Origin of the sequence: Streptomyces sp. NBC_01546 (genome assembly GCF_045208355.1) — a bacterium.
Taxonomy (GTDB): Bacteria; Actinomycetota; Actinomycetes; order Streptomycetales; family Streptomycetaceae; genus Streptomyces.
The window spans coordinates 5637555-5660974 of the sequence record NZ_CP109379.1 but is presented as its reverse complement, the minus strand read 5'-3'; the positions used below and the strand labels follow the sequence as shown (position 1 = coordinate 5660974).

29 protein-coding genes are annotated in these 23420 nt (G+C 71.1%); 25 read left to right on the top strand and 4 right to left on the bottom strand.

Annotated elements, in window-relative coordinates; all coding sequences use genetic code 11:
* The first annotated feature begins 310 nt into the window (after window positions 1–310).
* The 18 genes from OHA89_RS25945 to OHA89_RS25860 all read left to right on the top strand — a co-directional run bounded on the left by OHA89_RS25945 (window position 311) and on the right by OHA89_RS25860 (window position 11550).
* Window positions 311–478: a hypothetical protein gene (locus OHA89_RS25945; RefSeq protein WP_406367235.1), complete on the top strand. Its 168-nt coding sequence runs from the start codon at window positions 311–313 to the stop codon at window positions 476–478.
* A 102-nt stretch (window positions 479–580) separates the two neighbouring features.
* Entirely contained in the window at window positions 581–850 is a 270-nt protein-coding gene (locus tag OHA89_RS25940) for a DUF6284 family protein (protein ID WP_406367234.1), read from the top strand.
* On the top strand, window positions 847–1122 hold the full coding sequence (locus OHA89_RS25935) for a hypothetical protein (RefSeq protein WP_406367233.1): 276 nt from the start codon (window positions 847–849) through the stop codon (window positions 1120–1122). Before OHA89_RS25940 ends, OHA89_RS25935 begins: the two co-directional genes overlap by 4 nt.
* Window positions 1119–1958 carry a DUF2637 domain-containing protein gene (locus OHA89_RS25930; RefSeq protein WP_406367232.1) on the top strand — a complete coding sequence of 280 codons (840 nt, stop codon included), beginning with the start codon at window positions 1119–1121 and terminating at the stop codon, window positions 1956–1958. Before OHA89_RS25935 ends, OHA89_RS25930 begins: the two co-directional genes overlap by 4 nt.
* Entirely contained in the window at window positions 1955–2338 is a 384-nt protein-coding gene (locus OHA89_RS25925; RefSeq protein WP_406367230.1) for an RRQRL motif-containing zinc-binding protein, read from the top strand. The genes OHA89_RS25930 and OHA89_RS25925 overlap by 4 nt, the downstream gene beginning before the upstream one ends.
* A gap of 21 nt (window positions 2339–2359) precedes the next feature.
* The gene (locus tag OHA89_RS25920; protein WP_406367229.1) at window positions 2360–2752 is read left to right on the top strand and encodes a DUF3307 domain-containing protein; all 393 of its coding nucleotides are present in this window, start codon (window positions 2360–2362) and stop codon (window positions 2750–2752) included.
* 19 nt (window positions 2753–2771) lie between these two features.
* Entirely contained in the window at window positions 2772–3008 is a 237-nt protein-coding gene (locus OHA89_RS25915; RefSeq protein WP_406367228.1) for a hypothetical protein, read from the top strand.
* Between the two features lie 9 nt (window positions 3009–3017).
* A complete protein-coding gene (locus OHA89_RS25910; protein WP_406367227.1) occupies window positions 3018–3389 on the top strand; it encodes a DUF6251 family protein in 372 nt (123 codons plus the stop codon).
* A gap of 72 nt (window positions 3390–3461) precedes the next feature.
* Window positions 3462–3701 (top strand): DUF6257 family protein, encoded by a 240-nt coding sequence (locus OHA89_RS25905; RefSeq protein WP_406367226.1) that lies wholly within the window; start codon window positions 3462–3464, stop codon window positions 3699–3701.
* A gap of 93 nt (window positions 3702–3794) precedes the next feature.
* Window positions 3795–5858, top strand: a complete 2064-nt coding sequence (locus OHA89_RS25900) for a cell division protein FtsK (RefSeq protein ID WP_406367225.1) — start codon at window positions 3795–3797, stop codon at window positions 5856–5858.
* A gap of 154 nt (window positions 5859–6012) precedes the next feature.
* Window positions 6013–6255, top strand: coding sequence for a hypothetical protein (locus OHA89_RS25895; RefSeq protein WP_406367224.1), 243 nt, complete (start codon window positions 6013–6015; stop codon window positions 6253–6255).
* A 161-nt stretch (window positions 6256–6416) separates the two neighbouring features.
* Entirely contained in the window at window positions 6417–6605 is a 189-nt protein-coding gene (locus OHA89_RS25890) for a hypothetical protein (RefSeq protein ID WP_406367223.1), read from the top strand.
* An 8-nt stretch (window positions 6606–6613) separates the two neighbouring features.
* Window positions 6614–6805, top strand: a complete 192-nt coding sequence (locus tag OHA89_RS25885) for a hypothetical protein (protein WP_406367222.1) — start codon at window positions 6614–6616, stop codon at window positions 6803–6805.
* A gap of 11 nt (window positions 6806–6816) precedes the next feature.
* Window positions 6817–7086, top strand: coding sequence for a hypothetical protein (locus tag OHA89_RS25880; RefSeq protein WP_406367221.1), 270 nt, complete (start codon window positions 6817–6819; stop codon window positions 7084–7086).
* A gap of 83 nt (window positions 7087–7169) precedes the next feature.
* The gene (locus tag OHA89_RS25875; protein ID WP_406367220.1) at window positions 7170–8051 is read left to right on the top strand and encodes a bifunctional DNA primase/polymerase; all 882 of its coding nucleotides are present in this window, start codon (window positions 7170–7172) and stop codon (window positions 8049–8051) included.
* A 2-nt stretch (window positions 8052–8053) separates the two neighbouring features.
* The gene (locus OHA89_RS25870; RefSeq protein WP_406367219.1) at window positions 8054–9529 is read left to right on the top strand and encodes an ATP-binding protein; all 1476 of its coding nucleotides are present in this window, start codon (window positions 8054–8056) and stop codon (window positions 9527–9529) included.
* A gap of 448 nt (window positions 9530–9977) precedes the next feature.
* Window positions 9978–10214 (top strand): helix-turn-helix transcriptional regulator, encoded by a 237-nt coding sequence (locus OHA89_RS25865; RefSeq protein ID WP_406367218.1) that lies wholly within the window; start codon window positions 9978–9980, stop codon window positions 10212–10214.
* Window positions 10215–10284: 70 nt separating this feature from the next.
* Window positions 10285–11550: a tyrosine-type recombinase/integrase gene (locus tag OHA89_RS25860; protein ID WP_406367217.1), complete on the top strand. Its 1266-nt coding sequence runs from the start codon at window positions 10285–10287 to the stop codon at window positions 11548–11550.
* Window positions 11551–11625: 75 nt separating this feature from the next.
* Here the strand turns inward: OHA89_RS25860 and OHA89_RS25855 are convergent, their stop codons facing one another.
* Window positions 11626–12987, bottom strand: a complete 1362-nt coding sequence (locus tag OHA89_RS25855) for a glutamine synthetase family protein (protein WP_031148703.1) — start codon at window positions 12985–12987, stop codon at window positions 11626–11628.
* 172 nt (window positions 12988–13159) lie between these two features.
* Between OHA89_RS25855 and OHA89_RS25850 the strand changes: the two genes are divergently transcribed.
* The 4 genes from OHA89_RS25850 (at window position 13160) to OHA89_RS25835 (ending at window position 15565) form a co-directional block, all read left to right on the top strand.
* Window positions 13160–13570, top strand: a complete 411-nt coding sequence (locus OHA89_RS25850) for a hypothetical protein (protein ID WP_266609971.1) — start codon at window positions 13160–13162, stop codon at window positions 13568–13570.
* A gap of 53 nt (window positions 13571–13623) precedes the next feature.
* Window positions 13624–14295 (top strand): DUF3105 domain-containing protein, encoded by a 672-nt coding sequence (locus tag OHA89_RS25845; protein ID WP_257556594.1) that lies wholly within the window; start codon window positions 13624–13626, stop codon window positions 14293–14295.
* Complete coding sequence (locus tag OHA89_RS25840) at window positions 14292–14993, top strand: DUF305 domain-containing protein (protein ID WP_266609969.1); 702 nt, start codon at window positions 14292–14294, stop codon at window positions 14991–14993. The genes OHA89_RS25845 and OHA89_RS25840 overlap by 4 nt, the downstream gene beginning before the upstream one ends.
* A gap of 152 nt (window positions 14994–15145) precedes the next feature.
* Window positions 15146–15565, top strand: a complete 420-nt coding sequence (locus OHA89_RS25835) for a CBS domain-containing protein (RefSeq protein ID WP_215140684.1) — start codon at window positions 15146–15148, stop codon at window positions 15563–15565.
* Between the two features lie 48 nt (window positions 15566–15613).
* Here OHA89_RS25835 and OHA89_RS25830 read toward each other — a convergent pair whose 3' ends face one another.
* A complete protein-coding gene (locus OHA89_RS25830) occupies window positions 15614–16489 on the bottom strand; it encodes an alpha/beta fold hydrolase (protein WP_266612425.1) in 876 nt (291 codons plus the stop codon).
* 26 nt (window positions 16490–16515) lie between these two features.
* Window positions 16516–17217, bottom strand: coding sequence for a DUF998 domain-containing protein (locus OHA89_RS25825; RefSeq protein WP_266609967.1), 702 nt, complete (start codon window positions 17215–17217; stop codon window positions 16516–16518).
* Window positions 17218–17359: 142 nt separating this feature from the next.
* On the opposite strand from OHA89_RS25825, the gene OHA89_RS25820 reads away from it, so the two are divergent.
* The 3 genes from OHA89_RS25820 (at window position 17360) to OHA89_RS25810 (ending at window position 22111) form a co-directional block, all read left to right on the top strand.
* Window positions 17360–18967 carry a multicopper oxidase family protein gene (locus OHA89_RS25820; RefSeq protein WP_266609965.1) on the top strand — a complete coding sequence of 536 codons (1608 nt, stop codon included), beginning with the start codon at window positions 17360–17362 and terminating at the stop codon, window positions 18965–18967.
* Between the two features lie 95 nt (window positions 18968–19062).
* Window positions 19063–20286, top strand: coding sequence for a DUF4190 domain-containing protein (locus OHA89_RS25815; protein ID WP_406367215.1), 1224 nt, complete (start codon window positions 19063–19065; stop codon window positions 20284–20286).
* 70 nt (window positions 20287–20356) lie between these two features.
* Window positions 20357–22111, top strand: a complete 1755-nt coding sequence (locus OHA89_RS25810; RefSeq protein WP_266609961.1) for an NAD+ synthase — start codon at window positions 20357–20359, stop codon at window positions 22109–22111.
* A gap of 48 nt (window positions 22112–22159) precedes the next feature.
* Here OHA89_RS25810 and OHA89_RS25805 read toward each other — a convergent pair whose 3' ends face one another.
* Entirely contained in the window at window positions 22160–23182 is a 1023-nt protein-coding gene (locus OHA89_RS25805; protein ID WP_257556588.1) for an endonuclease/exonuclease/phosphatase family protein, read from the bottom strand.
* Window positions 23183–23420 lie beyond the last annotated feature (238 nt).

Here is a 23420-nt window from a genome sequence, read left to right as displayed (position 1 = left end):
CCGAGCTGCACGCGATACCTCGCTGGTTCCGGCGGTGCCCCGTTTTCGGGAGTCCTTCTCAGGTCTACCGCGCCCCCCGGAAGCCGTCGTTCCTTGAGAACTCAACAGTGGACGTGAAGTTGAGGCCGCCGCCTCCTCAGTAAGGCGGCCGGCGCGGCTCAGGTCCGCGCGCTCAGCTTTCTCCGCAGCTCAGCGCTGCGGCCGGCTGCCTCCTCTGCCCGTCCGCCGCTCCGACGGTGTACGGGCGGGGTTGAGGGGAGCCGGGGCCGGCGCGTCCGGCCACTCCATCACCTACTTCGAGGGAGTTCGCATGTTCGGCAAGAAGTCCTCGTCGCAGTCCTCTTCTGACCTGTCGTCGCCGTCGTCGGTGGCGAAGAGCCAGAAGGTCTACGACCGGATCACCTCCGGCAAGTGCAAGGACGCTCGTACGGAGCTGGACGCCGCGCACAGCCGCGGTGCCGGCAAGAAGGCCAGCTAGCTCCGGCTCGTCTCTCTCCTCCCGAACGCAGTGCAGCCCCCGGCGCGGGAACGCCGGGGGCTGCTGTTCGGGTCCCGTTCCTCCACAGAAGGAGCAAGACCCATGAAGTCCATCGCTGCACTTCAGAACCTCGTTACCCCGCTGCCCGTCGACCTGGAGCCGACGGACGCGGAGCTGGACGCGATCGAGTGGGAGCTGCCGCTGATCCTGGCGGAGGTCGACCTGCTCGATGCACAGATCACGGTGCTGGACCGGGCTCCGTCGGAGCTGGATGAGCGGCGGATCCGCCGGGCGGCCCGCAAGGTCCTCACCGCCCGGCGGACGCTGATCAACCAGGCCATCGCGGCCCACCTGCCCGGCGGTGCGGCATGAACGAACGCACCATGCAGGCCGCGCACGCCGACCTGCTGGCCGCGATCGTGGCCGCACTGGATGTGCCTCTGCCGTCGATCGCTGACACGGACGAGCGGCTCTACTACCGGCTGCTCGAGCAGCGTGCCTGCTCCGTGCGGATCCTTCTCCGAGCGAACCTCGCCCACAGCCGCGATCCTTGGCTGGCAGCGAGTTCGATCCGCCGACGGACCGCCGAAGAGCCCGTCACCTACACGCCGTTCGAGTTCACCCGGGACGGAGCGGACCGGTGAACCGCCGGGCGAAAACGCTGCTGGTGCTGGCCCTGGTAGCCGTGGTCGGCATGGCATTCCGGGTCTCCTGGAACGCCCTTCGGGACGTAGCCCGGGCGATCGGCGCGGACGACACGGCGGCGACGCTGTACCCGTTCGTCGTCGACGGGCTGATGGCCCTGGCCCTGGTCGCCGCTCTCGTCCTGACTGATGAGGCCCGCAGGTTCGCCCTGCGGGTCCTGGCCTCCTACACGCTCGCCTCCCTGGTCCTGAACTACGTCCACGGACTGGTGCCCGACCTGCACGCGAAGTCGATCGACTGGACCCGCCTCGCCGAATGGGATCCAGCGAACTGGGCGCTCGTGCTGCTGGCAACGTCGCTGCCGGTCGGATCGATCTACTTCGGCTCCGACCTCGTCGCGAAAGTCCTCCACCACCAGCCCCCGATCGAGCCGAATACGCAGGAATCGACTCAGACTATGGCAAACCAGTCCATGGCTGAGCAGGCTGAACCCCTGGCCGGGCAGAGCGGTCCGGGGGCGGAGGTGGCCTCTTCCCCCACTGCTCCGATCGAGCCGATCGAGGCCCTGCCCCAGCTCGCAGTGGCGGCCGAGTCAACTCGTCCTCGTCGGGCGACCGGTCGAGTCCCTGCGGCTGCCCGATCGACCCGTCCGATCCGCACGGAAGCCGAACTGCTGGCGGAGGCACGGAGTCTGACGGAGTCGTGGCCGGTCGAGAAGCTGACCGGTGAGGGGATCCGCAAGGCCCTGCGTACATCTCCGGCGAAGGCCCGCATCGTGCGGGAAGCGCTGAAGGCGGAGCGCGAGCGTGACTCCGTTGCGGCGGTGGCCGGATGAGCCTGACGTTCGCGGCCTGCTGCGACCCGGATGGAAGAATCCACGGCCTGCCTACCTTCCCGTGGCGCCTGGCCCCCGAAGGTCTGGCCACCCGCCGGCAGTTACGGGCCCTGGGGCTTCGGCCCGGGGGTCAGGACATTGCCGGGCAGGTCCTGCGCCCGCGGTTCCGGCGCGGTCCGCTGACCGCGTTCCTGTACCGCATCGACCGGGCCAAGCCTGTCCGGCCGATGACGCCGGCCAAGACAGTCGCGCTCGCGAAGGCCAACACGGCCCGCCGCACCTGCCCCGCCTGCCGGATGGATGCCGGATACGTCATCCCGGCCTCGCTCGGCATGTGCGTGCCCTGCGCTTACCCCGAGGCGTCGTCCCACGCTGCCTGACCTGCCCGGAAGGGGCTCTCTGTGTTCGCTGAGATCGCGTTCCTGCTCTACGTCGGTCACCTGCTGGCCGACTACCCCCTCCAGAGTGACCGCCAGGCCGCGCACAAGGCCGGATGCGGCCGCACTGGCTGGACGGCCAACCTCGCTCACGCCGCCACCCACATGGTCACCTGCGGACTCCTCCTCACGGCCGGTTCGATGGCTCTGGGATGGCAGCTTCCGCTCCTGCCCGCCGTTGCGGCGGTGCTGTGGATTGGCGTGAGCCACGGGTTCATCGACCGACGCTGGCCCATCGCCGCGTGGATGCGGATTGCCCGCCAGCAGGGCTGGGCCGCGCACGGCGGCGCTGCCCACGTCGACCAGACCGCGCACGTCCTCGCCCTGACCCTGGCCGCGCTCTTCCTGGCCGTGTGACCCCGAAGGAGACCACCAAATGACCAGCACGACCGCATGGCCCGCCAGCGTCATCGCCCGCTACCTGACCAAGGCCGCAGAGATCCTCTCCGACCCGGACGCCACCGTCGACGTCCGCAAGAACCGCGACTTCGGCCACAGCTACGACTGCCGTGGCTGCGGCGTCGGGGGCAGCAGCGGCGACGTCACCAGCATCCACGCCAGCGCCCAGACACACGCCGAAAGCTGCCGCGCGATCCCCCGCCCCACCGCCTGAGGAGGCACCGTGACGAACCTGCCCGAACCCGCCCGCGTCGTCCGGCTCCCGGACGGCACCCACGTCTACGCCGAAGACCTGCCCGCCACGTTCCACGGCCCGCAGGTCGTGCACCAGCACATCCACCAGGCCCCGCCCGACCGCACCGTCCAGCGCATCGCGCTCGGCTCGGGTATCGGGGCCGGCACGGTCGTGGCCGGGGTGTACTTCGGCCCCCTGCTCATCGCCGCGCTGACCGCGATGGCCGCGAACATCGCGTTCCTCGCGTTCCTGGCCCTGGTCCTGGGCTGGTGCGTACACACCGTCGTGAAGTCGGTGGGCAGCCCGCAGGGCGGAGCTGCCGTGAAGAACATGCGCAAGGCCCGCCGCCGTCGCGGCTGACGGTTGCCCGATCCACCCGCCCGCGGGCGGGTGGTGAGGGGAGCCGGACAGCCCGGCCTCGGAGGGAGCGTCATGGCGAAGGACCCGAAGTTCACCGCAGGCGAGACCGCCAAAATCGCCTGGTACACCGCCCGGATGGCCAAGCGCGGAATCGCCAGTCAGACCGTCTACCAGGGCGACTTGGAGCGCAAGGTCGAGCGGATCATCGACGGCGCCCGCGAACGCGACGCCCGTCTGGCAGCCGAGCAGGCCGCCGCCGACAAGGCGGCGCTGAAGGCCAGGGCCAAGAACGCCAGGAACGTCCGCAAGTAGCTGTGCCCCGGGGCAGCCGCCCCTCTCGCCAAAGAATGCGCGGCTGCCCCGGGCCCCACACAACCCGTAGCGAGTCAGAGCAGGAGTTCCAGCATGACCGATACCCCGACCACGCACCTGCGCGCCGTCCCGGACGAGGACGTCGAGCCGGTGATACCGAAGATGGTCGACAACCCGAACCTCCCCGATCCGAAAGTCCGCAGTGAGCGGCGGAAGCCGGTCCTGGCCGGGTGGCTGACCAACCGGCGGGACTTCGCCGCCACCGCCCGACACACGGGCGCGAACCTCGGCTACGCCGCCCTGTTCCACGGTGTCCGCATCCCCGTCTACACGGCCCGTCTGGCCGCCCGCTCGCCGCGCGGCGCCTGCCAGTTCGTCGCCTCCACGAACCGGTGGGTGTGGGACCGCGAGGCGGCCCCGCTGCGCGCGTTCGCCGTCCGCAACGAGGACGCCGAGGAGTACATGCGCCTGTCCAGCCTCCGCGCGGGCCGCGTGAAGCTGCGCGGGCTGGTCACCCTGGTCACCGCCGTGTTCGGCCTCTCCTTCGCCCTGTGGCTCTACGTGCTGGCCCCCGGCTTCCTGTACTCGTTCGCCGCCGGCGGGGTGCTCCTGCTGGGGCTCGGCGGCCAGCAGCCGGACGAGAAGGTCATCGGCCCCGCGGTGCTGAAGACGGAGCTGCAGAAGCTGACCGGGTCGATCGTGCTCCGCGGTCTGGACAGCATCGGCAGCGCGAAAATCTCCGCCGCCATCAAGAAGGGCGGCGACATGAACGGGCTCCGCTTCACCTCGGAGATCGTCCGCGACGGGCCCGGCTACCGCGCCGACCTCGACCTGCCCTACGGCGTCACCCCCGAGGACATCATGGAGGCCCGCAAGCCCCTCGCCTCGGGTCTGCGGCGCAAGGTCGGCTGCGTGTGGCCAGCCCCGGATCCGTCCGAGCATGAGGGACGGCTGGTGCTGTGGGTGGGGGACAAGCCGATGAACGAGACCACCAAACCGGCCTGGCCACTGGCAAAGTCGGGGACGGTGGACCTGTTCAAGCCGGTCGTGTTCGGCAACGACCAGCGCATGCGCGACGTGACCGTCACCCTCATGTTCGCCGCCGTCGTGGTCGGATCCATCCCCCGCATGGGCAAGACGTTCCTGATGCGGCTCCTCCTGCTGATCGCCGCCCTGGACCCACGCGCCGAACTGCACGCGTTCGACTTCAAGGGCACCGGCGACTTCTCCGCCCTCGAGCCGGTCTGCCACCGCTACCGGGCGGGCGAAGAGGACGAGGACATCGAGTACGTCGTGCAGTCCCTGCGCGAGCTGAAGGACGAACTGCGCCGGCGGGCGAAGGTCATCAAGTCCCTGCCCCGTACGCGCTGCCCGGAGTCGAAGGTGACTCCTGGGCTGGCCTCGGACAAGTCGCTCGGACTGCACCCGATCGTCGTCGGGCTGGATGAGTGCCAGGTGGCGTTCGAGCACGAGAAGTACGGCCAGGAGATCGAGGACATCTGCACCGACATCACCAAGCGCGGCCCGGCCCTCGGCATGGTCGGCATGTTCGGCACCCAACGGCCCGACGCGAAGTCCCTGCCCACCGGCATCTCCGCGAACGCGGTCCTCAGGTTCGCGCTGAAGGTGATGGGGCAGCCCGCCAACGACATGATCCTGGGTACTTCGATGTACAAGGCCGGGTACCGGGCCACGATGTTCTCCCGCTCCGACCGAGGCATCTGCTGGATGGCCGGTGAGGGCGACGACCCGCGCATCGTCGCTTCCGCGTTCGTGGACGCGGTGGCCGCCGAAGCAGTCGTGGCCCGCGCCCGCACCGCCCGCGAGGAGTACGGCAACATCACCGGCCACGCCACCGGCGCCGGTCCTGAGACGAGCTCCGGCATGGATGTCCTGGCCGACGTGCTGAAGGTGGTCCCGGCCTCGGAGAAGTCGGTGTGGTGCGAGCGGATCGCCACCCGCCTCGCAGAACTGCGTCCCGACACCTACACCGGGTGGAAGGGCGAGAACGTCACCGCCGCACTCAAGCCCTGGGGGATCAAGACCGGGCAGGTGTGGGGCCAGACCGACGACGGCGCAGGCAAGAACCGCCGCGGCATCGACCGCGCCGATCTGACGGCCGCGATCACCCGCCGCGACGCCGACCGGGCCGCCTGAACACCCCCAGCACACCCGCTAGACCTAGCACCCGCCGCCGCTAGGTCTAGCACCCCCGCTAGCACCCCCACGCTGCCCTGACCTGCGTTTTAGCGCCTAGCAGCACCTCTGCCCAACCCCCCGGAAACGCCCTGATGACGGGAAGGGACCACCCATGCTCACCGCTAGCTCCCTGGCCATCCTCGGCCTCGGTATCTACGCCGCACTCTGCGGGATCAGCCCGTTCGGAACGTGCCGCAAGTGCGACGGACTCGGCGCCCGCATCACCACCGACCGCCACGGCCGGCCGAAGGCCACCGGCGTCTGCCGCCGCTGCCACGGCCAGGGCAAGCGCCTGCGCCTCGGCCGCCGCCTGCTCAACCACAGCCGCGACATCCACCGCGCTGGCGCCCGCTGACCCCGGACAGCAGAAAGCCGGTGGCCGCCCGCCATCAGGCGGGCCCCGCTCGACAGGGCGAGCTAGGCGGACACGGCCACCGGCAAGACCCCGAGCTTGTCAGCACCCGGGGCCCCAGCAGCCTCCCAGCCACCCCAAGCGCCGTCAAAGGAGATTCCGGCATGGCCATAACGGTCTCGCTCGTCGCGCTCTTCGGACTCGTCCTGTACTTCCTCCTGCGCAACGGATCCCTCAGCTACGGCGGCGCATTCACCGCCGCCGGATTCGGCTTCTTCCTCGCCTCCACCGGCGCCGCCGGACCCATCAACCAGATGGCCACCGCCATCGTGCAGGCCATCCCCAACCTCTAGGGCCGCCCGTGTTCCTCGAGATCCGCGTCATCTGCCACCCGGCCGACACCGACCACGTCACCGCGGCACTCGCCCGTGCCTTCACCACCGGCACGGCCCGCCAGTACCCCACCCGCGACGGACTCATGACCCGCCTCTACATCACCGCCACCCACCGCCCCCAGAACACTGCCGCCGACTCCGACACCGAGGCCGAGTGAGGAGACAGCGCATGTACCGGCTCCGCATCCACCGGGCCACCTGGCCCCGTCCGGCCCTGGTCCTGACCGACACCCCCAACCCCGCTTGTGTCGACTGCCGCGGCGAGGGCGGCCACAACCGCGACTACGGCGACCACGAGACCGGCGAATACGCCGGCACGGAGTGGGAGACCTGCCACTGCTGGGACGAGAACCGCCGCTGGACCCTGCTCCCGCTCCCTCGCCTGCCCCGGCGTCAGCACACCAGCCCGGACCCGTGTGGCGACGAACCCCCGTTCTGAAAAAGCCGAAGGGCGGCCCCCGTCTCGCCAAAGCCGGGGCCGCCCTCATCTCCCGATCGACTCAAGACCCGGAGGACTCCAGCATGACCCACCCCACTGACTTCCCGCGAGACCCTGCGCGGCCGGCCTTACTGCCGCACCTGCGAACCGCGCTCTGGCTCGCCGGAATCGGCTTGCCCGTCATGCCGCTACGAGAAGGCAAGCGTCCGTTCGGGAACTGCCGCGCCTGCTCCGGCTCGACCTGCGGGGACCGGCCCCACATGAAGGCGGCGGGGACCTGCCAGTGCCCCGCCCCCTGCCACGCGTGGGGCGCCGCCACAACCGATCCGGACGTCCTCGCCTCGCCCGCGTGGGCGGCCTCGTGGCGGCAGGCACACGCCGTCGCCTACCACCCGGGCGGTGCCGACCTCACCGTCGTGGACCTCGACAACCCCGACGCGGTCGCGTGGGCCCGCCATAACCTGCCCACGACCAAGGTCGTGACGACCACCCGGGGCGAGCACTGGATCTACCGAGGCGCCATGCGCTCGGTCAACGGCGTCCGTGAGGGCGTCGACCTGAAGTCCACCATGGCCTACGCCCAGTGGCGCGGCACCGGCACCGGGACAATGGCGCCCTTGCCTGAAGCCGTGCGTGCGCTGGCCGCGAAGAAGCCGGCCGCGGCCCGGCCGTCCTGCGCCATCACCGTGCCCGCGCTGGCCGGCGCTGGGGAGTGCCCGCACCGCTCGCCCGTCTATCTGGAGCGGGGCATCGCCATGGCGGAGAAGCGCATCAAAGAGGCACCCGACGCCATCCACAAGACCGTCTACCGGACGTTCCTCGCCGTGCTATCCGCCCACGGCCGGTGCGGCTGCCTCACCGAAGCGGACATCGGGCGGCTGTTCACCGCCGCGCAGGAGAAGGGTGAGTCCCTGCGGAGCTGCGAGGACGCCTGGTCAAACGCCCGTACGAAGCTGGGGATGTAGCCATGGCTGAGGAGGAGAAGACTCCAGCCCGCGAGATCATCACCGATTACGCACAGGCGCACTTCCGGTACTTCCGCACCACCGAAGGGACCGTGTACGCGCAGAAGAACGGCCATCCCGTCGCCCGGCCCATCCGCTCCCAGGGCACGACCGGCAGTCACCGACAGGAACTCATGGTGGGCCTCTTCCATGACGGGCTCGGGGTGTTCAACGGCACCGCGCTCAAGGAGGCGTTGGACTTGATCGAAGCACTCGCGCTCAGCCAGGACGTACAGGCCACCCACATCCGCGTAGCGCCCGGGTTCGACGGCGCGACCTGGCTCGACCTGGGCCGCGACGACGGCAAGTCCGTCCGCATCCACCCCACCGGCTGGGACATCCTCACCCCCGACCCGCGAGAAGTGTGCTGGCGGCGCACCCAGCTCACCGGCGAACTCCCCCTCCCAGCCCCAGACACCGACGGCAAGGGCATCGACCTGCTCCTGCGGCTGTGCAACTTTGCCAACGCCGAGAGCGAGTGCCTGGCCATCGCGTGGCTGATTGGCTGCCTTGAGCCGTCCGTGCCCGTCCCCGCACCGTTCCTCACCGGCCCCCAGGGCGCCGGGAAGTCGACCGGCGGGCGGATGCTGGTGCGGATCATCGAGGGCATGAGCGGCGACCTACGCCGGGCACCGAAGGACGAGGAGAACCTGATCACAGCCGTCGCCGCCGGATGGGTCACCGCCCTGGACAACCTCTCCCACCTGCCCCCGGACCTCTCCGACCTCATGTGCTGCATCGTCACCGGCGCCGAGAGCATCAAACGCGCACTGTTCAGCGACGGCGACGTCTACCGCTCCCGCTACCGCCGCCCGCTGCTGCTGACCGGCATCGACGTGGGAGTCATCCGCCCCGACCTCGCCGAACGACTCCTGCCCCTGCGCCTGGAACGTCCCCGCGTGCGGCGCACGGAGGCGGAGCTGTGGGCGGAGTACGAGCAAGTGTTGCCCGTCATCCTCGGCTCGCTACTGGACCTCACCGTGAAGGTACGCGCCACCGAGGCCGACATCCCCACCGACCTGCGCATGGCCGACTTCGCCCACCTCTGCGCCCAGCTCGACGCAGCCAACGGCTTCGGCACGCTGAACGCCTACCGGGCCAGCCTCGACGACCTCAACGACGACGTCATCGAAGGTGACCTCCTCGCCCAGACCGTCCTCAAGCACGCCGCCGGCATCAACCCGGGCGAGGACGTCCGGATGACCTCCACAGAGTGGCTGCACGCCCTCACCCAGCTCTACACCGGCGAGGACTGCCGTCCCCTACCCAAGGGCTGGCCCACCACGGGCAAGGTGCTCTCCGACCGCCTCAAGCGGCTCCAGCCGACGCTCGCCGCACGCGGCGTACTCGTCGACTGGGGCCGCACCAAAACCGCCCGCTACATCGAAATGACCCGACCCGCTGCCCCAACGCCCGGCCAGCAGGAAGCCGCGTTCTAACCAGCCCCCGCCACGACCATCCGCGCACAAGCAAGAGGAGCACGCGCCACCCGTAGCGCGTGCTCCTCTTGTAGTTCCGGCGGCTTGCCGCCGCTGCAAGGGACGTGCCGCGCAGCGGCCCCCTTTCACGTTCTAAGACGCACCGCACCACAACAGAAACTCCCTCTCCTTTTTTCTAAGAGAAGAGATGCTGCGTCACCCACGTCACCGCATGCCAGCAAACGGCTCGTGACCTGCGGCTATACCGGTGACGCAGACGGCCCACGGCTGCGTCATCACACGTCACCCGCGTCACCTGCCAGCGTCACCCGGTGACACGGGTGACACAGACGGGTGACACACCACCGCACCCCGTGTCACCAAAAACCGCAGGTCAGACGGGCAAATGACACAGACGACGCGGTGACGCAGAAATCCGCACCTCGGACACACACCCGCCGGAGGAGCAATGCCCGCCGAGAGTGACTCCCGCGCCATCCTGCGGGGCGGACTCCCCGACCGTTACCTCAACCCCGACGACGTCGCCGAAATCCTCGACGTCCCCGTAGAGACCCTCTACCAGTGGCGCAAGAAGCGGACCGGCCCGCCCGGGTTCCGCGTCGGCAAGCACACCCGCTACGACCCCGCCGACCTCTACGACTGGATCGCCGAGCAGAAGCGCAAGGACATCAGCCAAGCCGCCTAACTCACCACACCACCGCCGAGGGCGGGCCCACCCGGGCCCGCCCTCGGCGCTTGCCCAGAAAGGCCCATACGTGGCAGGCCACATCCAAGACCGGTGGTTCAAGACTGAGCAGGGACCCGACGGCAAGCCCCGTCGGATCAAGACCGACCGCTACGGCAGCGGCATGCGCTACCGCGCCCGGTTCATCGGACCGGACGGCACGGAGAAGTCGAAGAGCTTTCCCGACAGGCAGAAGCGGCTCGCCGAGAAGTGGCTGGCACACATCGAGGCGGATATGTCCCGGGGGCAGTACATCGATCCCGCCGCCGGCCGAATCACGTTTCGGGAGTACGGAGAGAAGTGGCTCGCGTCGCTGACAACGGATATGACGACGCGGTCGTCTGTCGAGGTGCAGATCCGCAAGCACGCGTTCCCGTACCTCGGCACGCGGCCCCTCGACTCCTTCCGGCCGGAGCACATCCGTGACTGGCTGAGCGAGCTGGAGCAGGTCCTGCCGGTCTCCTCGTACCGGCGCGTCATCTTCGCGAGTGTGTCCGCCGTACTCGCTGCCGCGGTGGATGACGAGTTGCTGGCGAAGAACCCGTGCAAGGCCCGTACAGTCCGGACGCCTGCGCCGGTCGCGCCGCGGGTCAGGCCGTGGACAGCCGGGCGACTCTTCGCCGTCCGGGCGGCGCTGCCGAAGCGGTACCGGGCGGTGGCCGATGCCGGCGGGGGACTGGGGCTCAGGCAGGGTGAGATCTTCGGCCTGCAGGACGACCCCGAGGACTTCCGCGGTGAATGGCTACGGGTGGCCAATCAGGTGAAGGTGGCGAACGGGCACCTCGTCTTCGGTCCGCCCAAGCGGGAAAAGGAACGGGATGTGCCGCTCCCCCGCCGTATCGGGCAGGTGCTGCGGGAACACCGCGAGGAGTTCCCTCCGGTGGACGTGACGCTTCCCTGGCTGAAGCCGGACGGGCCGCTCGTCACCAAGCGGCTGCTGTTCTCCCTCCCGGGCGGGGGCGCGGTGCGGCGCACCGACTTCAACACCCGCGTGTGGAAGTTCGCCCTCGTGCAGGCTGGCGTCATTCCGCAGCCGCGGCCGGGCGAGCGCCACCAGGCCGCGCGCGAGCACGGGATGCACGCGCTGCGGCACTTCTACGCGTCCGTCCTGCTGGACTCCGGGGAGAACATCAAGGCGCTGAGCACGTACCTCGGACACGGCGACCCCGGCTTCACACTCCGGGTCTACACGCACCTGATGCCGAGCAGCCACGAGCGCACCCTGCGGGCCGTCGATGAGGTCTACCGGGCGGCCGATCCGGCGTCTGACGGCCCACAGACGGCCCAGGAGGGTTGAAACGGGTCCGGGCCGACGGCTGAGTGCCGTCGGCCCGGGGTGCCGTGTGACTGGAGTATCGCCGCTGACCTGCGGTTACAGGACCGGGAGGTTCTTGCGGAGTTCGAAGGCCGTGACCTCCGAGCGGTACTCCTCCCACTCCTGCTTCTTGTTGCGGAGGAAGAAGTCGAAGACGTGCTCGCCGAGGGTTTCGGCCACCAGTTCGCTGCGTTCCATCAGGGCGATGGCCTCGCCGAGATTCTGCGGGAGGGGTTCGATGCCCATCGCGCGGCGTTCCGCGTCGGACAGGGCCCAGACGTCGTCGTCGGCGCCGGCCGGGAGTTCGTAGCCCTCCTCGATGCCCTTCAGGCCCGCCGCCAGGAGCACGGCGTACGTGAGGTAGGGGTTGGCGCCCGAGTCGATGGAGCGGACCTCGACGCGGGAGGAGCCTGTCTTGCCCGGCTTGTACATCGGGACGCGGATCAGGGCCGAGCGGTTGTTGTGGCCCCAGCAGATGTACGAGGGGGCCTCCCCGCCGGAGCCGGCCGTGCGGGAGGAGCCGCCCCAGATGCGCTTGTAGGAGTTGACCCACTGGTTGGTGACGGCTGCCGTCTCGGCGGCGTGCTTGAGCAGGCCCGCGATGAAGGACCGGCCGACCTTCGAGAGCTGGTACTCCGCGCCCGACTCGTAGAAGGCGTTGCGGTCGCCCTCGAAGAGGGAGAGGTGGGTGTGCATGCCCGAACCCGGGTACTCCGAGAAGGGCTTCGGCATGAAGGTGGCCTGCACGCCCTGCTCCAGGGCGACCTGCTTCATCACCAGGCGGAAGGTCATGATGTTGTCGGCCGTGGAGAGCGCGTCGGCGTAGCGGAGGTCGATCTCCTGCTGGCCCGGGGCGCCCTCGTGGTGGCTGAACTCGACCGAGATGCCCATCGACTCGAGCATGGTGATCGCCTGGCGGCGGAAGTCCATGCCCACGTTCTGCGGAGTGTGGTCGAAGTAGCCGGAGTTGTCGGCCGGGACCGGACGGGTGCCGTCCAGCGGCTTGTCCTTCAGCAGGAAGAACTCGATCTCGGGGTGGGTGTAGAAGGTGAAGCCCAGGTCCGAGGTCTTGGCCAGGATGCGCTTGAGGACGTAGCGCGGGTCCGCGAAGGACGGGGAGCCGTCCGGCATCAGGATGTCGCAGAACATCCGGGCGGTCCCGGGGGCCTCGGCGCGCCACGGCAGTATCTGGAAAGTGCTCGGGTCCGGCTTGGCGATCATGTCGGACTCGTAGACCCGCGCGAAGCCCTCGATCGCGGAGCCGTCGAAACCGATGCCCTCGTCGAAGGCCTGCTCCAGCTCCGCGGGGGCGACCGCGACGGACTTCAGGAAGCCCAGTACGTCGGTGAACCACAGGCGCACGAAGCGGATGTCGCGCTCCTCAAGCGTCCGGAGGACGAATTCCTGCTGCTTGTCCATGCCTTCATCCTCGCAGTTCAGACGGCCTGTGCACCACCACCGCGAGGGTTTGGGCACAGTCGGGCCGGCCCAGTATCGCCAGCGGTGGTTTCCGCCACATTACGCACCCGGCAAAGCTCGCGGCACCCCCGCACTGACCGTGGACCGGTCATGAGCATTACCATCTGCGCCCATGGGGGGCCGGCAGCACACGCGCGGGGGGCGTCACACACGTCCCGGCCTTCCGCGCGCCGTCCTGCTGACGGCCTACGGCGGGCTCGTCGGCGGACTCGTCGGCGTGCTCATCGGAGTGCTCGCCGGAGTGCTGCTCTTCTGCGCGCGGCCCGGTGAACCCCATGCCCCGACGGCCGTCCAGGCGCACGAGCCGACCCACGCCGTCTGCGTGTCCCCGCACGACCTGCCCGGCTGCTCGCCCCTCGCGCACGTGATGCCGGGGCTGCTGCCCGTGCCGCCGCCCGCCGTGACCGTGGCCGGCGGCGAACCGCCGCCCGTCGCCGCGACCGGCGGTCCGGGCCGGATCCGGGCTCCCCTGGCGCTTGCGCGCGCCCCCGACCTGCATGTCCTCCAGGTGCTGCGGACCTGACGGGTCCGGTTTCGCGTCCATCCACCCCCCTCAGCAGAAGGAACCAGGGCACCATGGCCAGCAAGTCCGGAAAGACCACAGACCAGCACTCCCGCCAGGCGCGCATAGCCGAGATGCGCCGGGCCGACAAAGCGCGGGACCGGCGCAACAAGGCGATCGCGATCACGACCTCGGCGGTCATCGTCGTCGGCCTGGTCGGTTTCGGCGCCTGGGTGATGATCGACCAGAAGCAGACCGAGCAGCGCAAGAAGGACGCCGTCGAACTGGCCCGCAAGACGCCGGTCGACGGCGAGCAGACCTGGGACGCGAAGAACCTCGGCCGCAACCACGTCGAGACCCCGGTGAAGTACGAGATGAACCCCCCGGTCGGCGGTGACCACCACCCCCGCTGGATGAACTGCAACGGCGACGTCTACAAGAGCCCGGTGCCCGAGGTGAACGCCGTGCACTCGCTGGAGCACGGCGCGGTCTGGGTGACCTACAACGACAAGGCCGCCCAGGGCGACCTGGACAAGCTCGCCGAGACGGTGGCCAAGACCCCGTACACGCTGATGAGCCCGGTCAAGGAGCAGGCCGGCGCGATCATGCTCAACGCGTGGGGCAAGCAGCTGACGGTGGAGAAGGCGGACGACCCGCGCGTGGCGCAGTTCTTCACCAAGTACGTGCAGGGCCCGCAGACCCCGGAGCCGGGCGCGGCCTGCACCAGCGGGGTGGCCGGCCAGTGAGCCGGCCGTCCGGCCGCACCCCCCGTACGTACTGGGTCGCCGGCACGGCCGTGCTGCTGGCGCTGCTGTTCGCGGCGGCCGCCACGGTCACCGCCGCGACCGGCGACACCGGTACGCCGGCCCGCACACCGGCGTTGCACTCACCGGACGCGGGCTTCGCGCGGGACATGGCGGTGCACCACCAGCAGGCGGTGGAGATGTCGTTCATCGTGCGGGACCGCACCCAGGACGAGGCGGTCCGCAGCCTCGCCTACGACATCGCCAACACCCAGGCCAACCAGCGGGGCATGCTGCTCGGCTGGCTGGACCTGTGGGGGCTGCCGAAGGTGGTGGCGGGAGAGCCGCCCATGTCCTGGATGGGCACGTCAGGGGCCGGCGGCGAGCACACCGGCCACGGCGGTCACGGCGAGCAGCACGGCGGGCAGGCCGCCAAGCCCGGCGCGCTGATGCCCGGCATGGCCACCAAGGAGGAGCTCGCCCGGCTGGCCGCGGCCTCCGGCCGGGACGCCGAGGTGCTCTACCTCCAGCTGATGACCGACCACCACAAGGGCGGCGTCGCGATGGCCGAGGGCTGTGCGCGGCTGTGCGAGACGCCGGTCGAGCGGGAGCTGGCGCAGGGCATGGTCGACGCGCAGCGCTCGGAGCTCACCTTGATGGCGGACATGCTGGGGCAGCGCGGGGCTGCGCCGCGCGGGTGACGGGACACGCCCGTACGGTGGTGGGAGGGCGCCTCCCACCCGTATGGGCGTGCACGCGTGTAGTGCGCCTGTATTCCGCCCGTGCCGGACGGAGACGCCGCGGCGGACGCGTCCGCGTCCCGCCGCACATCGGCGCTCAGGAGGTTGATGCGATGACCACCGCCGGAGAGATCATGCACGCCGGGGCCCAGTGGATCCCCGCCACCGAGACCCTGGACCGGGCCGCTCAGCTGATGGCCCGCCTCAATGTGGGCGCGCTGCCCATCAGCGACAAGACGGAACGGCTCTGCGGGATCCTGACCGACCGCGACATCGTCGTCGGCTGTGTGGCCAAGGGGCACAACCCGGCGAAGGTGACGGCCGGTGACATGGCCCAGGGCACGCCGCGCTGGATCGACGCGGGTGCGGACGTCTCCGAGGTCCTGGAGGAGATGCAGAGCCACCAGATCAAGCGGCTGCCGGTGATCCGGAACAAGAAGCTCGTCGGCATGATCAGCGAGGCCGACCTGGCCAAGCACCTCACGGACGACCAGATCGCCGGCTGGGCGGAGAAGGTCTACGCGCGGTCCTGACCGGCCGGACAAGTCCTCAGCCGGACAGGAGCTCAGCCGGACAGGTCCTCAAGCGTGCTGGACCGCCCGGGCCACCTGGTCCGGGCGGTCCAGCATGACCAGGTGTCCGGCGGGCTCGACGAGCTCGAAGCGGGCTCCGAGCCGGTCGGCGAGGTCCGCCTGCCGGGCCGGCCAGCGCAGGGCGCGGCGGCCCCCGGAGCCGTCGTGGGCCGCGAGGACGGTGGCCGGCGCGGTCAGCGGGTGCGTCCCGCGCAGGGCCAGTACCTCGGCGGCCGTGTCCGGGTAGCCCGCGTTCTCCAGCAGGGCCCCGCGCCAGACGCGGCCGGTGCGGTAGCAGCGGCGTACGAGGTCCCGCGCGGCCGGATCACCGCCGCCGGTGCGGGAGGCCCGTACGGTCGCCCGCCGGGCCGCCGGTCCCAGTGCGGCGGGCAGTCCGGCGGCGGTCACCGCCCGGCCGAGCGCGCGGGCGGCGGCGGTGCGCAGCGCCGCGGGCAGCAGGGTTCGGGGGGCCTCCTCCACGCTGGAGTCGACCAGCACCAGGGCGGCGGTGCGCTCCGGGTGGAGGCGGGCGAAGGCCTCGGCGTGGAATCCGGCGATCGAGTGCCCGACGACGGTGACGGGGTCCGTGAGACCCAGCGCGTCCAGCAGTCCGGCGATCCGGTGGGCCTCCCCGGCCGCGGTCGCCGGCGCGGTGGCGGGGCCGCTGAGACCGTGCCCGGGGCGGTCGAAGCGGACGACGGTGCGGCCCCGGGCGACCAGCAGGGCGGCGACCTCGTCCCAGTCGAACCAGGCCATGGCGAGCCCGGCGCTGAGCACGACCACCGGCCCGCGGCCCTCGGTCACGACGTGCAGCGGGACCCCGTCCACCCGCACGAACCGGCCGACGCCGTTCCCGCAGCGCGTGTTTCCGAACCGCGTGGTCATGTACCGCGTGTTCCCGTGCGGCGTGGTCATGTACGGCCCTCCCGGTGGACGGAGTACGCGAGCAGACCCAGCCACAGCGCGACGAACAGCACCTGGAGCCGCTGCCCGGCGCCCAGGGCCCAGGTTCCGTGCCCGGCGGTGAACAGCGCGATGGCGGACAGGGTCCAGACGGTGGCGAGCAGTTCGAGGGCGACGAGCACGGGCCCGTAGCGGGCGAGCGGGGCGAACCAGCCGTAGCGGCGGGCGGCGACGGTGAGGGCCACGACCCCGACGAGGGCGCCGGTCATGGCCAGGCTGCTGCTGACGGCATGGGCCTGATGGGTGGCGGGGACCAGCCCGGCGGTCTCGCGGGCGGCGCACCCGGGGTCCACGGTGGGCGCGCAGCTCAGCGGCAGCCAGGCGTCGGCGGCGGTGGCCGCGCCGAACAGGGTGACCCCGGCCCAGCCGACGACCGCCCACGGGCGGCGGGACTCGGCGTGCCGCACCAGCCGGAGCAGCGCCAGCAGTCCGCCGAGGAAGGCGAACAGCCCGGCGGTGAAGTCGGTGGCCCGGAACAGGCCGCCGAGCGGCTGGTCCTGGGCGGCCAGCTCGCTCACGTACGTCTCGATGGGGTTCAGGCCCGTGGAGAGGACGACTTCGAGCACCCACGCGGTGTAGGCGGCGGCGCCCAGGCCGATGAGCGTCGCGACCGGCCAGGCGGTGCGCGGAGAGAGACCATGAGGGGACATAGTGTGACTAATCCTATGCAAATGCAGCGTCGGTCCTCCGATCGGATACCCACCCCGGGTAACGTCCCCGCCTGACGTGCAGTTCCCGGCGAGCCGCCGCGCCGCTCGGGGGCGCGGCAACACCCGACCGTTAGGTGCTCCCATGCGCTCTCTTCCGACCCGTCGCGCCCTGCTCGGTGCATCCGCCGCCGTCGCCGTCACCGGTGCCGGTTCAGGGCTGATCTCCGCCTGTGCCCGCCCTCCCGGACCGGACTCCGGCCACGGCGGGCAGGCCGGCCAGGGCCGCCACGGCTCCATGCACCACGGCGGCTCCGCCGCCGACGGACCCGAGGGGTACGTCGACCCCGCCGGGCCGGAGGTCAAGGCCGCCGAGGCCGCCCGCAAGGCCACCGGGCCGCTCACCGAGGTCAAGCTCACCGCCACCGCCACCCCGCTCGACCTCGGCGGCGGGCACACCGTCCGCTCCTGGGCGTACGGGGACCGGCTGCCCGGCAAGGAGGTGCGGGTCACGGCGGGCGGCACCCTCGCCCTCACCCTGGCCAACAACCTGCCCGAGGCCACCTCCCTGCACTGGCACGGCCTCGCGCTGCGCAACGACATGGACGGGGTGCCCGGGCTGACCCAGCGGGACATCGCCCCGGGCGGCTCGTTCGCGTACCGGTTCGCCGTCACGGAGCCGGGGACGTACTGGTTCCACCCCCACACCGGTGTCCAGCAGGACCGCGGCCTGTACGCCCCGCTCATCGTCGAGGACCCGAAGGAGCCCCTCTCCTACGACAAGGAGTGGGTGGTGGTGCTGGACGACTGGATCGACGGGGTCGACGGCGCCACCCCGGACGCCGTCCTCGCCGAACTCCGCAAGGGCCAGGGCGACTCCGCCCACGCCGCCCACGCCCAGCCGACCGCCGGCAGCGGGCCCTCGCGCCTGCTCGTGGGCGCCGACAGCGACGTCCTCGGCAAGGAAGCCGGCGATGTCGCCTACCCCCACTACCTGATCAACGGCAAGGTCGCGGACGACCCGTCGGTCTTCACCGCCCGCCCCGGCGACCGGATCCGGCTGCGCCTGATCAACGCGGGCGGGGACACCGCCTTCCGGATCGCCCTCGGCGGCCACGAACTGACGGTCACCCACACGGACGGCTTCCCGGTGGAGCACGCGAAGACGGGCTCGCTGCTGCTGGCCATGGGCGAGCGGTACGACGTACTGGTCACCGCGCAGGACGGGGTGTTCCCGCTGACCGCGCTGGCCGAGGGCAAGGGGCAGTCGGCGCTCGCGGTACTGCGCACCGGTACGGGGACGGCGCCCACCGCCGCGACCCGCCCCGCCGAGCTGGACGGGCTCCCGCTGATGGCGGACGCGCTCAAGCCCGCCGAATCCGCGGCGCTGGCCCCGCGCGAGCCGGACCGGACGGTCCAGATCCGGCTGACCGGATCGATGTCCCGGTACAACTGGGCCTTCGACGGCAAGCCCTACACACCGGACCAGCGGCATCCGGTGAAGGCGGGCGAGCGGGTCCGCCTGGAGTTCCGCAACGCGACGCCGATGTGGCATCCGGTCCACCTGCACGGGCACACCTTCGCGCTGGGCGGCGAGGCGGGCGGCGCCCGCAAGGACACCGCGATCCTGCTGCCGGGCGGGAGGCTGACGGCCGACTTCGACGCGGACAACCCGGGGCTGTGGATGACGCACTGCCACAACGTCTACCACTCGGAGTCCGGGATGATGACCGTGCTCGGCTACCAGCTGTAGGCGGCCGTCGAGGGAAAACCCGGCGGGGGCCGGGCGGGGGCGTGGCACTCTTGCGGTGATCACGACTGCTGCGACATAAGGACGCCCCCGCCGGTATGAGCACCCCGCCGAACCCGCCCAGCACCCCGAACGGCCCGCCGACGGAACCGGCCGGCACGCCCATACCCGAGGCGGCCCCGGTAACCGGGCCGCCCGCGCAGGCCCCGGCACCCACGCAGCCGCCGTCGCTCGAGAAGAAGCCGTCGCTCGAGAAGAGCCCGTCGCCCGCACAGCCCCCGTCGCCCGAAGAGCCGTCGCCCGAAGAGCCGTCGCCCGCGCAGAACCCGTTCACACAGAACCCGTTCGCCCCGCCCTCCCCGGATGCGCCCGCTCCCCCGGCTCGCCCGACGGGCCCCGCGGCCGGTCCCGGCTTCGGCCCCGGATTCGGCCCCGGCGGCCCCGGCGGCCCCGGCGGCCCCGGCAATCCGTGGGCCCAGCCCGGACCCGGCTTCGGCGGGGTCCCGTACCAGGGGTACCCGCAGGTCGCCCCGGCCACCAACGGTCTGGCCGTCGCCGCCCTGGTCGTCGGCATCACCGGCATCCTGCTCGGCCTCGTCCCCTTCTTCTTCTGGGCCGGCGCCATCCTCGCCGCGACCGCCCTGGGCCTGGGCATCGGCGCGCTGGTGCGCTCCTCCAACGGCGCCCCGCGCAAGGCGATGGCCGTCACCGGAACCGTCCTCGGCGTACTCGGTCTCGGCGCCGCCGTCGGCGGGGTCTTCCTCACCGCCCTCGTCGTGGAGAAGGCCGCCGACCGGGCCGGGCGCGGCCTCGACCGGCACGAGCGCGAGCTGATCCCCTACCCCGACTCCTCGCCGACCTTCTCGCCGAAGCCCTGGCCGAAGCCCTCGCCCACGCCCTCCAAGGTTCCGGGCCTGACCAGCGCGCTGCCGTTCGGCGAGACCTTCACGTACGACAACGGCGTCAAGGTGAGCCTCTCGGCGCCGAAGAAGTACCAGCCGAAGGGCATCATCGCCCGCGAGCGGGTGAAGAACGCGATCCAGATCACCGTCACCATCACCAACGGCTCGACCGAGCCGCACGAGGTGATCTACGCCGTGCCCAACGTCCGCGACGACAAGGGCATGACCGCCGAGATGGTCTTCGACAGCGGCGGCACCGGCGGCGGCGTCCCGAAGATGATCAGGGGCTCCATCCTGCCCGGCGAGTCCGCCAGCGGGGTCGTGGCGTTCGAGGTCCCCGAGGGCACCTCGAGCATCAGCGCGGACATCTCCGCCGGCACCAGGCTCGCGGACGTGAAGTACGCCGGTCCCGTCACCTGACCCGGCGCTCCGGAGCGGAAATCAGGCGGGGCCCAGGACATCGCGTCAGAAAGACGATTAGACTGGGCCCGTGCCTCAACTACGTCTCGCTCTGAATCAGATCGACTCGCACGTCGGCAACATCGCCGCCAACGCGGACTCGGTCGTCCACTGGACCCGGCACTCCGCCGAGCAGGGCGCCCATCTCGTGGCGTTCCCGGAGATGGTGCTGACCGGGTACCCCGTCGAGGACCTCGCCCTGCGCGAGTCCTTCGTCGAGGCCTCCCGCACCGGCCTGCGCGAGCTCGCGCGGCGGCTGGCGGACGAGGGGCTCGGCGAGCTGCCGGTCGTCGTCGGCTACCTCGACCGCACGGAGAAGGCGGCGCCGCGGCTCGGCCGCCCGGCCGGCTCCCCGGAGAACGCGGCCGCCGTGCTGCACCGCGGCGAGGTTGTGCTGCGCTTCGCCAAGCACCACCTCCCCAACTACGGCGTGTTCGACGAGTTCCGGTACTTCGTGCCGGGCGACACCCAGCCGGTCGTCCGGGTCCGCGGCATCGACGTGGCCCTGGCCATCTGCGAGGACCTCTGGCAGGAGGGCGGCCGCGTCCCGGCCACCCGGTCCGCCGGGGCCGGACTGCTGATCTCCATCAACGCCTCCCCGTACGAGCGCAACAAGGACGACCTGCGCCTCGAACTGGTCCGGAAGCGGGCGCAGGAGGCCGGCTGCACCCTCGCCTACGTGGCGATGATCGGCGGCCAGGACGAGCTCGTCTTCGACGGGGACTCGATCGTCGTCGACGGCAGCGGCGAGGTCATCGCCCGCGCCCCGCAGTTCTCCGAGGGCTGCGTGCTCGTCGACCTCGACCTGCCCGCCGCGCAGGCCGAGGCCCCCGAGGGCGTGGTGGACGACGGGCTGCGCATCGACCGGGTGGTCCTGTCCGAGGAGCCGGTGGAGCCGTACGAGCCGGTCGTCCCCGGCGGGTACGCCGACCGCCTCGACGATGACGAGGAGATCTACGACGCGCTGGTCGTGGGCCTGCGCGCGTACGTCAGGAAGAACGGGTTCCGCTCCGTCCTGATCGGTCTCTCCGGCGGCATCGACTCCGCCCTGGTCGCCGCGATCGCCTGCGATGCCATCGGCGCGCAGAACGTCCACGGCATCTCGATGCCCTCGAAGTACTCCTCGGACCACTCCAGGGGCGACGCGGCCGATCTGGCCGAGCGCACCGGTCTGAAATTCCGCACCGTGCCGATCGAGCCGATGTTCGACGCGTACATGGGCTCGCTGGGCCTCACCGGCCTCGCCGAGGAGAACCTCCAGTCCCGGCTGCGCGGCACCATGCTGATGGCGGTCTCCAACCAGGAGGGCCACATCGTGCTGGCCCCGGGCAACAAGTCGGAGCTGGCCGTCGGCTACTCCACGCTCTACGGGGACTCGGTGGGCGCGTACGGCCCGATCAAGGACGTGTACAAGTCGGACGTCTTCCGGCTCGCGCAGTACCGCAACCGGGCCGCGGCCGAGCGCGGCGAGATCCCGCCGATCCCGGAGAACTCGATCGTGAAGCCGCCGAGCGCCGAGCTGCGCCCGGGCCAGGTGGACACGGACTCGCTGCCGGACTACCCGGTGCTGGACGCGATCCTGGCCCTGTACGTGGACCGCGACCAGGGCCTGGAGGAGATCGTCGGGGCGGGCTTCGACCGCGAGCTGGTCGCCAGGACCCTGCGGATGGTGGACACGGCGGAGTACAAGCGCCGCCAGTACCCGCCGGGCACGAAGATCTCCGCGAAGGGCTTCGGCAAGGACCGCCGGCTGCCCATCACGAACGGCTGGCGCGAGCACGCCTGACCGCCGCACTCGGCTCGTGCGGGTGTCCCCGCGGCCGCGGGGGCACCCCTACACCGTCAGCCGCGCGGCGATCGGCAGGTGGTCGCTGCTCGTGCGCGGGAGGGTCCAGGAGGCGTCCGGCTTGATCCCGCGGACCATGATCTGGTCGATCCGGGCCATCGGGAACTGGGCGGGCCAGCTGAAGCCGAAGCCGTCGCCCGCGGCGCCCTGCGTGGAGCGCATCTGCGAGGTGACCTCGGACAGGGCGCGGTCGTTCATGGTGCCGTTGAGGTCGCCGAGCAGGATGACCTTCTTCAGCGGTTCGGCGGCGAGCGCGGCGCCCAGTGCGTCGGCGCTGTTGTCGCGCTGGTTGGCGGTGAAGCCCGCGTTCAGCTTGACCCGTACCGAGGGCAGGTGGGCGACGAAGACGGCGACCTGACCCTGCGGGGTGTCCACGGTGGTGCGCATGGACCGGGTCCAGCCCATCTTGATGTCCACGGGGCTGCTGGCGGTCAGCGGGTACCTGCTCCACACGCCGACCGTGCCCTCGACCGAGTGGTACTTGTACGCGCCCGCCAGGGCCTTCTCGTAGACGGGGACGACGCTCCCCTTGAGCTCGGTCAGGGCCAGCACGTCGGCCCCCGACTTCGCCACGGACTCGGCGGTTCCGCGCGGGTCGGCGTTGTCGGCGTCCACGTTGTGGGTGGCGACCATCAGGTTGCCGCCGGAGCCGGACTTGTCGGTGACCAGACCGCCGAACAGGTTCGTCCAGACCACGGCCGTCAGCAGTATCGCGATGAGCGCGGTCGCCGACCGGCGGAACACCGCGGCGGCCAGCAGCACCGGGACGGCCAGGCCCAGCCAGGGCAGGAAGGTCTCCGTGAGGCTGCCGAGGTTGCCCACGTCATTGGGTACCTGCGCGTGGAAGATCATGATCAGCGCGATCAGTACGGAGATCGCGGCCAGCACCAGCCCGCGCCGCCAGATTCCCCGGTCACCTCTCAGTTCGGCCAGCCGGCGTCGGAAGCGGGATTCGGAGGGCTCGGGCTCCGAGCCGCCGTTTCCCTTTTCCGTCATGTACGCCTGTGCCATGCCGCTGCCCTCACTGCCGTGCTCGCGCTCCGTCCCCGCCTCTTGACCCTAGGCGATGTACGGAGCCTTCCGTGCGCTACGTCACGACCGCCTGTCGCGGCCGTTCGCCCCGGAGGACGAACGGCCGTACGCCAGGGGTTCCGCTTGTCACGAAACGCGCACATTGGGCCGAGGGGGTGTCGTGCGGGCCTCGCGCCGCCCTCGTGCGGCCGCGCCCGCGCCCCGCACCACTTCCGCC

Coding starts and splice junctions, on each gene's coding strand:
- OHA89_RS25945 (WP_406367235.1), top strand. CDS start 311: ATGTTCGGCAAGAAGTCCTCGTCGCAGTCCTCTTCTGACCTGTCGTCG.
- OHA89_RS25940 (WP_406367234.1), top strand. CDS start 581: ATGAAGTCCATCGCTGCACTTCAGAACCTCGTTACCCCGCTGCCCGTC.
- OHA89_RS25935 (WP_406367233.1), top strand. CDS start 847: ATGAACGAACGCACCATGCAGGCCGCGCACGCCGACCTGCTGGCCGCG.
- OHA89_RS25925 (WP_406367230.1), top strand. CDS start 1,955: ATGAGCCTGACGTTCGCGGCCTGCTGCGACCCGGATGGAAGAATCCAC.
- OHA89_RS25915 (WP_406367228.1), top strand. CDS start 2,772: ATGACCAGCACGACCGCATGGCCCGCCAGCGTCATCGCCCGCTACCTG.
- OHA89_RS25905 (WP_406367226.1), top strand. CDS start 3,462: ATGGCGAAGGACCCGAAGTTCACCGCAGGCGAGACCGCCAAAATCGCC.
- OHA89_RS25900 (WP_406367225.1), top strand. CDS start 3,795: ATGACCGATACCCCGACCACGCACCTGCGCGCCGTCCCGGACGAGGAC.
- OHA89_RS25895 (WP_406367224.1), top strand. CDS start 6,013: ATGCTCACCGCTAGCTCCCTGGCCATCCTCGGCCTCGGTATCTACGCC.
- OHA89_RS25890 (WP_406367223.1), top strand. CDS start 6,417: ATGGCCATAACGGTCTCGCTCGTCGCGCTCTTCGGACTCGTCCTGTAC.
- OHA89_RS25880 (WP_406367221.1), top strand. CDS start 6,817: ATGTACCGGCTCCGCATCCACCGGGCCACCTGGCCCCGTCCGGCCCTG.
- OHA89_RS25875 (WP_406367220.1), top strand. CDS start 7,170: ATGACCCACCCCACTGACTTCCCGCGAGACCCTGCGCGGCCGGCCTTA.
- OHA89_RS25870 (WP_406367219.1), top strand. CDS start 8,054: ATGGCTGAGGAGGAGAAGACTCCAGCCCGCGAGATCATCACCGATTAC.
- OHA89_RS25865 (WP_406367218.1), top strand. CDS start 9,978: ATGCCCGCCGAGAGTGACTCCCGCGCCATCCTGCGGGGCGGACTCCCC.
- OHA89_RS25855 (WP_031148703.1), bottom strand. CDS start 12,987: ATGGACAAGCAGCAGGAATTCGTCCTCCGGACGCTTGAGGAGCGCGAC.
- OHA89_RS25850 (WP_266609971.1), top strand. CDS start 13,160: ATGGGGGGCCGGCAGCACACGCGCGGGGGGCGTCACACACGTCCCGGC.
- OHA89_RS25845 (WP_257556594.1), top strand. CDS start 13,624: ATGGCCAGCAAGTCCGGAAAGACCACAGACCAGCACTCCCGCCAGGCG.
- OHA89_RS25835 (WP_215140684.1), top strand. CDS start 15,146: ATGACCACCGCCGGAGAGATCATGCACGCCGGGGCCCAGTGGATCCCC.
- OHA89_RS25830 (WP_266612425.1), bottom strand. CDS start 16,489: ATGACCACGCGGTTCGGAAACACGCGCTGCGGGAACGGCGTCGGCCGG.
- OHA89_RS25825 (WP_266609967.1), bottom strand. CDS start 17,217: ATGTCCCCTCATGGTCTCTCTCCGCGCACCGCCTGGCCGGTCGCGACG.
- OHA89_RS25820 (WP_266609965.1), top strand. CDS start 17,360: ATGCGCTCTCTTCCGACCCGTCGCGCCCTGCTCGGTGCATCCGCCGCC.
- OHA89_RS25815 (WP_406367215.1), top strand. CDS start 19,063: ATGAGCACCCCGCCGAACCCGCCCAGCACCCCGAACGGCCCGCCGACG.
- OHA89_RS25805 (WP_257556588.1), bottom strand. CDS start 23,182: ATGGCACAGGCGTACATGACGGAAAAGGGAAACGGCGGCTCGGAGCCC.